The 8874-nt window shown below is 64.6% G+C and carries 6 protein-coding genes and 1 pseudogene; 2 read left to right on the forward strand and 5 right to left on the reverse strand.

The window, feature by feature from the left end:
- The coding region (locus BGN91_RS09420; protein ID WP_292612533.1) for a pyridoxal-phosphate dependent enzyme at window positions 1-793 on the reverse strand (793 nt) is incomplete at its 3' end.
- Between the two features lie 321 nt (window positions 794-1114).
- Here BGN91_RS09420 and BGN91_RS09425 point away from each other — a divergent pair.
- Complete coding sequence (locus BGN91_RS09425; RefSeq protein ID WP_292612534.1) at window positions 1115-1402, forward strand: hypothetical protein; 288 nt, start codon at window positions 1115-1117, stop codon at window positions 1400-1402.
- A 164-nt stretch (window positions 1403-1566) separates the two neighbouring features.
- Here the strand turns inward: BGN91_RS09425 and BGN91_RS09430 are convergent, their stop codons facing one another.
- The 3 genes from BGN91_RS09430 to BGN91_RS09440 are packed head-to-tail and all read right to left on the reverse strand — an operon-like array spanning window position 1567 to window position 7359.
- Window positions 1567-5031, reverse strand: a complete 3465-nt coding sequence (locus BGN91_RS09430; RefSeq protein ID WP_292612535.1) for an error-prone DNA polymerase — start codon at window positions 5029-5031, stop codon at window positions 1567-1569.
- Window positions 5028-6653, reverse strand: coding sequence for a DUF6504 family protein (locus BGN91_RS09435; protein ID WP_292612539.1), 1626 nt, complete (start codon window positions 6651-6653; stop codon window positions 5028-5030). Before BGN91_RS09435 ends, BGN91_RS09430 begins: the two co-directional genes overlap by 4 nt.
- Window positions 6547-7359 carry a DNA repair protein gene (locus tag BGN91_RS09440; RefSeq protein WP_292612536.1) on the reverse strand — a complete coding sequence of 271 codons (813 nt, stop codon included), beginning with the start codon at window positions 7357-7359 and terminating at the stop codon, window positions 6547-6549. The genes BGN91_RS09435 and BGN91_RS09440 overlap by 107 nt, the downstream gene beginning before the upstream one ends.
- Before the next feature lie 154 nt (window positions 7360-7513).
- Here BGN91_RS09440 and BGN91_RS09445 point away from each other — a divergent pair.
- Window positions 7514-8176, forward strand: a pseudogene (locus tag BGN91_RS09445) (UdgX family uracil-DNA binding protein); the annotation flags it as partial.
- A gap of 50 nt (window positions 8177-8226) precedes the next feature.
- On the opposite strand, the gene BGN91_RS09450 reads toward BGN91_RS09445, so the two are convergent.
- Complete coding sequence (locus BGN91_RS09450; protein ID WP_292612537.1) at window positions 8227-8724, reverse strand: DUF892 family protein; 498 nt, start codon at window positions 8722-8724, stop codon at window positions 8227-8229.
- Between the last annotated feature and the right edge of the window lie 150 nt (window positions 8725-8874).

Genomic DNA, 8874 nt, shown 5'->3' on the forward strand with positions numbered 1-8874 from the left:
TCAGGCGCTCCGCCACCGTCATCACCTCGATGCCATATTCGCGCAGGATCGCCAGCGGCAGCGCGCCGACGTCGCGCACCGCGATGCCTTCGGCGATGGTCGCGCCGCCGACCGAGACCGGGCGCCCGGCAAGATGCTGCGCCACGGCGGCGTAGGATTCCACCTCGACGCCGATCACCTCGACGGCCGACGCGTGGTTGGCGGCGGCGATCGCGCAGCCCGCGACCAGTCCTCCGCCACCGACCGGCGTCAGGATGCAGTCGAGCGCCGGCTGATCCTCCAGCATCTCGATCGCCACCGTGCCCTGCCCCGCGATCACGGCCGGATCGTTGTAGGGATGGACAAAGACGAGATTTTCGTCCGCGGCCAGTTGCCGGGCAAAGGCGGCGGATTCCGCCAGAATCTCGCCCTCGAGCCGAACCCGCGCCCCGAGTTTCCTCGTCCGCGACACCTTCACGAACGGCGTCGATTTCGGCATCACGATCGTGGCGGCGATGCCGAGGTTGTGGGCGTGATAAGCCACGCCCTGGGCGTGGTTGCCGGCGGACATGGCGATGACGCCGCGCTTCGCCTCCTCAGGTGACAGCGTGAGCAGCTTGTTGGCCGCGCCGCGCTCCTTGAAGGAAGCGACGAACTGCTGATTTTCCAGCTTGAGCCAGACCTCGGCGCCGCTGATGTCGGACAGCGTGCGCGAATGAACCAGGGGCGTGCGGATCACCCGGCCTGCGAGACGGTCCGCGGCCGCCCGCAGATCCGCCACGCCGATGGATTTGCCGTGCTCTGCATCGCTCATTGTCGTCCCTCGTGAATGGTCGAACGCGGGTTTATGCTACCAGCGAGAAATTCGAAACAGGTATCGTCGGCGGCCTCGGCTTGTCCGCGCAAGGCGGAGATCGGGGAAATGGCGCTCCGGGCCAGGTTTGTGGAAACCGGTGGCGACATCGCCGCCGATCGGGGCCCTGATTTCGCGCAAAAAACATACCGGCGCATTAATATTTGCAATCTCTGGCCGCAATAGCCAGCGCCGGAAAGGCCATCGCGCCGATGGGCGGCAGCAGGTGACAAACGGCGTCCGCTCCGTCCATGATTTGCGCGCTGAATGCAAGGAGCTGTCATGTTCGCCATCAATCCCCTGACCGCTGCCGGTGTCGTATTGGCCACCGCGGCGACCGACGCCGTCTATGTGATGTTTACCTCGGCCGTGGTGGCGCGACGGCGGGTGCCGGCGGCGACCTGGAGCAGCGTCTGGTACCTGCTCTCGTCCTTCGCGGTGATCAGCTATACCGAGAACTGGGTCTATGTCGCCTTCGCGGCGGTCGGCTCCTGGCTCGGCGCGTTCGCAACCATCACCTTCCTGCACCGCCCGCCCGGTGGGCCGCCGGTCGGCGCGTCGGTGGAGTAGTATCTTGCGGGTCGATTGAATGCTTCACTACCGTCATTCCGGAAGCCGCGTAGCGGCTGTCCGGAATCCATAATCCCCGCCGTGGTTATGGATTCCGGGCTCGCGCTAGGCGCGAACGCAAGCGTTCGTCGCCTGGCGCGCCCCGGAATGACGAAGTGGGTTTCTCAATGAAAATCCCGCGAGCGCGGCAGGATGCGCACATTGCGCGGATGGCGGATGCGTTGCGCCGGATTATCTGGATGATCGCGACGGTCGTCGTTGAGCGGCTCGGCCGGTGCAGCCGGCGGCGGCAGCGGATGCCTGGAGACAAGCGCGTCGTTCGCCAGATGCATCAGCTCAGCGGAACGGTCGGTCAGTTTATCCGCGACCAGATGCACGACCCGCTCCGGGCTGCTCTGAATAGTGCCCTCCACCTCGATCAGCCGCGCACCCATCACCTCCTTGCGATAACGCTCCATGATCTTCGGCCACACTACGATATTGGCGATACCGGTCTCGTCCTCCAGCGTCATGAACACCACGCCCTTGGCGCTGCCCGGCCGTTGCCGCACCAGCACCACGCCCGCGCATTTGACGCGGCGCTTGTCATTGGCATGCGAGACCTCCGCGCAACTGACCACGCGTTCGTTTGAAAATGTCTCGCGCAAGAATTCCATCGGATGTCCCTTCAACGACAGCCGCACGGTCTGGTAATCGGCGACCACCTGCTCCGGCAGCGGCATCTCGGGCAGCGGCGCGGCATGTTCGTCCGGCAGCTCGCGCGCGATGGCGCTTTCGAACAATGGCAGCGACACGTCATCCGGCAGCCGCCGCACCGCCCACAGCGCCGCGCGGCGGTCGAGCCCGAGCGAGCGGAAGGCATCGGCATCAGCCAGCAGGATCAGCGCGCGCTTCGGCAGTTTCGTATCGCGGGCGAAGTCCTCGATGGAGGTGAAGGGCCGGCGCCAGCGCGCGGCGACGATCCGCTCGCCCCAGTCGGAGCAGGTCCCGTCATGACCGGGCATAGCCGTTCGAAGAACGGCGTCGCTGCGCTCGCCTATGTCCCGGCCATCCACGTCCTTGCATCCGTCATGTTCGAAAGACGTGGATGCCCGGCACAAGGCCGGGCATGACGGGAGCGTTGATCTGGTTGCATCCGGATTGACCCACTTGAACCCGTCGATCTGGCGGAAGCCGAGCCGCACCGCGTGATGCGCACCTATGCGCTCCTCCAGCGTGTTCTGCGAATGGCTGAACGAAACATCAATGGGCCGCACCTCGACGCCGTTCTTGCGGGCATCGCCGACGATCTGCGCCGGCGCATAAAAACCCATCGGCTGTGAATTCAGCAGGGAGCAGCAGAACGCGTCGGGATGAAAATGCTTCAGCCACGACGAGACGTAGACGAGTTGCGCAAAGCTCGCCGCATGACTTTCGGGAAAGCCATAGGAGCCGAACCCCTTGATCTGCTCGAAACAGTTTTTCGCGAACACCGGATCGTAGCCGCGCGCGATCATGCTGTTGACCATCTTCTCCTGGAACGAGCCGATGGTGCCCACGTTGCGGAACGTCGCCATGGCGCGGCGCAGGCCGTTGGCTTCTTCGGAGGTGAATTTCGCGGCGACGATGGCGATGCGCATCGCCTGCTCCTGAAACAGCGGCACGCCCAGCGTGCGCTTCAGAACATTGCGCAATTCATCCTTGTCCCCGCCTTTCGGATAGGGATAGTCGATCTTGTCGGGATCCATGGCGCGCCGCTTCAGGTAGGGATGCACCATGTCGCCTTGGATCGGGCCGGGACGGACGATGGCGACCTCGATGACGAGATCGTAGAACATGCGCGGCCTCAAGCGCGGCAGCATGTTCATCTGCGCCCGGCTCTCGACCTGGAACACGCCGAGGGATTCGCCACGGCACAGCATGTCGTAGACCGGCTTCTCGTCCTGCGGGATCGTCGCAAGCTCGTAGCGCTTGCCCTTGTGATCCGCGATCAGATCAAAACACTTGCGGATACAGGTCAGCATTCCGAGCGCCAGCACGTCGACCTTCATCATCCGGAGCGCATCGACGTCGTCCTTGTCCCACTCGATGAAGGTGCGGTCGTCCATCGCCGCATTGCCGATCGGCACGTAAGTGTCGAGCCGGTCCTGCGTTAGCACGTAACCGCCGACATGCTGCGACAGGTGACGCGGAAAGCCGATCAGCTCGGTAGCGAGTTCGACGGCGCGGCGCACCATCGGGTTTTGCGGATCGAATCCGGCCTGCCTGACCTGCATGTCGCTGACATCATTGCCCCAGCTTCCCCAGACCGTATCCGCGAGCGCCGCCGTGACATCCTCGGTCAGGCCCAGCGCCTTGCCGACATCGCGGATGGCGCTGCGCGGCCGATAGTGAATGACGGTGGCGATGATCGCGGCGCGATGACGGCCGTAGCGGCGATAGACATACTGCATCACCTCCTCGCGCCGCGAATGCTCGAAATCGACGTCGATGTCGGGCGGCTCCAGCCGCTCCCTGGAAATGAAACGCTCGAACAGCAGGTCGACCTTGGTGGGGTCCACGGAGGTGATGCCGAGCACATAGCACACGGCCGAATTCGCCGCCGATCCGCGCCCCTGGCACAGGATGTCCTGCTCGCGCGCCCACCGCACGATGTCATGCACGGTGAGGAAGTAATGGGCGTAGTCGAGTTCGGCGATCAGGTCCAATTCCTTGCGGAGAACCGTTTTCAAGTCTTCATCTGCGCCGTTTGGGAAATATTTTTCGACACCCGCCCACGTCAAATCTTCCAGATGACACTGCGCGGTCTTGCCCGGCGGCACCGGCTCGTCGGGATACTGGTATTTGAGTTGATCCAGTGAAAATTCGATGCGCGATGCGAACGCTATCGTTTCGGCGATGGCCTGCGGAATATCGCGAAACAGCCACGCCATCTCATGGGCCGGCTTCAGATGCCGCTCGGCATTGATGTCCAGCTTGCGGCCGATGGCATCGATCGCGGTCCTTTCGCGGATGCAGGTCAGGACATCCTGCAAGGGACGGCGCGCGGGATGATGGTACAGCACTTCGTTGGTTGCAAGCAGCGGCATGCGCGCGGTGGTCGCGATCCGCTGCAATCGCAGCAGGCGGCGGCGGTCGTCGCCGCGATAGAGCAGGCTTGCCGCGAGCCAGACGCCATCCGCGTTGCTCTGTCGCAATCTCTCAAGCACTCTCAACGCGGTCATCGCCTCGAAGCGATGCGGCACAGTCAGAACGATAAGCTGGCCTTCGGCAAATTCCAGCAGGTCAGCCAATGTCAGATGACATTCGCCCTTCTCCGCCGCCAGCTTGCCCTTGCTGAGCAACTGACATAGCCGGCCATAGGCGTCGCGATCGCGTGGATAGATGAGAATGTCCGGCGTGCCATCGATGAACACGAGACGCGAGCCGACCAGCAATCGCGGCCTGCATAGGACATCCGGATGTTGCAATTCGTTGTAGGCGCGCACCACGCCCGCCAGCGTATTGCGGTCGACGATGCCGATGACGGGAAGCCGCAGTTCGCTCGCCTGGTGCACATACTCCTGCGGATGCGAGCCGCCATGCAGGAACGAAAAGTTGGTCGTGATACCGATTTCGGCATAGGCCGGGATGTCGCGCGGATGCTTCATGCGAACAGCCCGTGCAGGAACCACTTTGGAGGCACGGCCTCGCCGTTCCCGGCCGCTTCATTATAAAGACCGTCACGATAGAGCCAGAACCGCAACCCGGCTTCGTCCTCGACGCGAAAATAATCTCGCGTCGGCCTCACCTCCTGCGTCCGCCACCACTCCATCGCGATGCGCTCGGGGCCTTCGGCGCGCACCACCGTATGAGTGACGCGCCGCCAGGTGAAATGACGCGGCGGCTTGTCGGGCACTTCCGCCAGCGTCACCTCGATCGGCTCCGGCCGCGCGAACATGCGCAGCGGCCGCAGCGGCGGCTCACCCTCGATACGCGCAGGCCATTCGGCACGCATGGCCGCCGCAAGATGCTGCTGCGCCGGCACCGGGAACGACGCGCGCTCTGGAATGTGGGTATCCTGCGGCAGGTGCACGACGACCCGCTGGCTGCCGATGCGGGCGGCAAGGCGATCGACCAGCGCCGCCACCTCGTCATTGTCCCTGACATGCGTGTCGAGGTCGCGCTGCTCCTGCACCACTAGATCGGTGCGGACGGCGGACAGCCGCACCAGATCGAAGCCGAAGCCGGGATCGAGCGGATCGGCCAGCGCGTCGAGCCGCTCGCGGAACAGGCGATCGATGGTCTCGCCGCGCGTGACCGGGCGTCCGGTCTCGACGGCAATGATGCGCACCGCGCCGTCGGTGCGGAAAAAACCTGCTTCCAGCCGCCGCGCGCCCTTGCCCTGCTTTTCCATCGCGGCGATGAGCGTACGCGCAAGACCCGCCAGCGTCCTCGCGATCGCGCCGTCGGTGGCGATGGGCTCGGCGAAGCGCTTCTCGACGATAAAGTCCGGCAGCGGCTTGCGCGGGTTGATCGGCGCATCGCTTTGCCCCAGCGCCTGCTCCAGCAGCGCCGTGAACGCCGCGCTGAAACGCGCCGCGATCTCGTGGCGGCCGCGCGCAGCGACATCGCCGACGGTTTTCAGCCCGGCGCGGCGCAGCCCGCGCGTGATCGCGTCATCCGCACCGAGCGCGAACACCGGCAGCGCCGCGACCGCTCCGGCCTCCTCGCCGGGCGCGACGATCCGGCCATGGGCATGACGCGTCAGCGCCCGTGCGCAGGCCGACGTGCCCGCGATCGCCGCGCTGACGTCAAAGCCCTGCCGTTTCAGCGCACTGCAGAGTTGTCTCATCAGCGCTGCCTCGCCGCCGAACAGATGCGCGCAGCCGGTGATGTCGAGCAGTAGGCCGTGCGGCGGATCGAGCGCCACCAGCGGCGTGAAGCGATCGCACCAGTCGGCAATACCGCTCAGGGCTTTTGAGTCTGCCGTCTCGTCGGCGTCGAACACCTCGCTATCGGGACAGATCGCACGCGCATTGGCGAGCGGCTGGCCGATCGCGAGGCCGATCCGCGCGGCTGCATCATCCAGCGCGGTAATGACCAGCCCATTGTTCTGTTTGGCGACGACGATGCGAGGCGACGTTTCCTTCGTCTTTGTTGATCTGGATTGTGTGTCACATGTTTCAGCCGGCTCGCCGGAGCGCAACAACGCGCGCGCGATCCGGTCGGTCGGCAGGCGCGGCAGCCACAGGCTGAGGATGCGTCTGCGCGTCACGGATCGAGACGTCACGGAAGAGGCACTCATCACAACTCCACTCCATGATCCATTGACCGGTCTGGCCATGACGGTTGCGGACAAGCCGCGTCTCGAACACAGGCGCGCCCCACGCCTGCCACGCCTCGCATGGCGGCGAGCGCGCCGGGCGCACGATCCACCGTGTCTCCGCCGTCGAAGGCAATGGCGTCGCCGCCACCCGCAGCAGCAGCCCGGTGACGCCGGAGCCCCCCGCCGCCAGCGTCAGCCTGCGGCTGGCGACAAGATCGAGCAGACGCGTCTCGCCCCATATCTCCATGACCACGGCGCCGAACGCATCGCAGGCCAGCGCATCGGCCGCCGTCCGCAACGCGCTCTCCACATCTGATGCATGGACCGTCACCAACAGGCACGGATCGAGACCGAGTTCGCGCCATCCGCGCATCGACAGCGCACCGGATTCGCGCGCGGCAAAATCCTGCCGCACCCAGAGCAGCGGCCGGTTTGCGCATACCCGCTGCGCAAGACCTGCGATGAACCCGCTCGCCGCCGCGCTGTGCCGGCCTTCCGCGAACACCTCATGCATCGCGCCGCGCGCCAGCCCGCCCTGCAGCACGGCATCCGCCTTCTCATGACCAAGCGACGCCCGGCCCGGCATCCCACCGCCATGATCGGTCTCGATGCGCGCGATGCGGTCACGCAGACGCGCAAGCGTCCCCGCGCTGCTCCCGTTTCCAGCCATGATCACTATCCGTCCGTGACAATGAACTCCCGGCGGAGCGAATTGTTCATGATATGTTCTATATAGCACCTCCGCAGCCTCAGGAGTCAACCGCCTTTTCGCGCGCGATTTTCACCCATAAATCCAATGACATGGGAACACCCCGCCACGCCCGGCATTGCTCCGGAGATTTCACTCGCAAAGCCCGCCAGCGGAGACGCCCATGACCGCCTCGCCTCTCTCCCTCCCGCGTCTGCGCGAAGAAGCCGCCGGATGCCGCGCCTGTCATCTCTGGAAGAACGCGACGCAGACCGTGTTCGGCGAAGGACCGGCGCACGCACAGGTCATGCTGGTGGGCGAGCAACCCGGCGACAAGGAAGACCTCGCGGGAAAACCGTTTGTCGGACCCGCCGGCCAGATGCTCGACCGCGCGCTGAAAGAAGCCGGCATCGATCGCGGAAAGGTCTACGTGACGAACGCGGTGAAGCATTTCAAGTTCGTGCCGCGCGGCAAGATCCGGCTGCACCAGAAACCCAACACACCTGAGATCCGAGCCTGCCGCCAGTGGTATGAACGCGAACTCGCCACCGTCAGACCCACGCTCGTGGTGGCGATGGGCGCGACCGCGGCGCAAAGTGTTTTCGGCAGGATCACGCCGATCAACAAGAACCGCGGCCGGCTGATCGAGACGAACGACGGGCACAAGGCGCTGGTGACGGTCCATCCGTCCTATCTCCTGCGGCTGCCGGAGGCGGACGCGAGAGCGCGCGAATACGAACGTTTCGTCGATGACCTGAAAATCGCCGCAACGCAACTGACCCACGACAAGGCGGCGTGAAGCGGACCGTCATCGGCGGCAACAGCCGCCGACGACCTTCCCGGAAAAGATCAAGCAGCCAATGCCTCGGAGTTGACACCGGCCTCGGCCAGCGCCGTCAGATCCTTGTCGGTCTTGCGCTCCTGCTGCAGCGTTTCATCGATCAGCTTGACGGCATCCTTCATGCCAAGCCGGACCGCCCACGCCTTCATGGTTCCGTAGCGCGCCATCTCGTAATGTTCCACCGCCTGCGCGGCCGCGAGCAGGCCCGCGTCCAGCGCCTCGGTGCCCTTGTATTCCTCCATGACTTCCTTGCCTTCCTCAAGAAGGCCGAGGATGGCATCGCAGGTCTTGCCCTTGGCCGGCTTTTCGATCAGCTCGAAAATTCGTTCCAGGCGCTCGACCTGGCCTTCGGTCTCGTCATGGTGTTTTTCGAAAGCCGCCCGCAGTTTGTCGGATGTTGCCGCCTTCGCCATCTTGGGCAACGCTTTCAGGATCTGCTTCTCGGCGAAGTAAATGTCCTTGAGCTGATCAAGGAACAGGTCGTGGAGGTCCTTGTCTTTCGTCATTGTAGCCTCGCGCGGTTGGAGGGAAAATTCCCGCTTCCTAACGCGACGTGAGGGGCTATGTTCCTGGGACCGCAATAGCGCGGCCTCTCAGGCAGCGAGCATGTTCTCGACCAGCCTGATCCAGTACGAGGTGCCGTAGACGATGGCGTC

Source organism: Nitrobacter sp. 62-13 (assembly GCF_001896955.1).
Lineage (GTDB): Bacteria > Pseudomonadota > Alphaproteobacteria > Rhizobiales > Xanthobacteraceae > Nitrobacter.

Coding starts and splice junctions, on each gene's coding strand:
- BGN91_RS09425 (WP_292612534.1), top strand. CDS start 1,115: ATGTTCGCCATCAATCCCCTGACCGCTGCCGGTGTCGTATTGGCCACC.
- BGN91_RS09450 (WP_292612537.1), bottom strand. CDS start 8,724: ATGACGAAAGACAAGGACCTCCACGACCTGTTCCTTGATCAGCTCAAG.
- BGN91_RS09430 (WP_292612535.1), bottom strand. CDS start 5,031: ATGAAGCATCCGCGCGACATCCCGGCCTATGCCGAAATCGGTATCACG.
- BGN91_RS09440 (WP_292612536.1), bottom strand. CDS start 7,359: ATGGCTGGAAACGGGAGCAGCGCGGGGACGCTTGCGCGTCTGCGTGAC.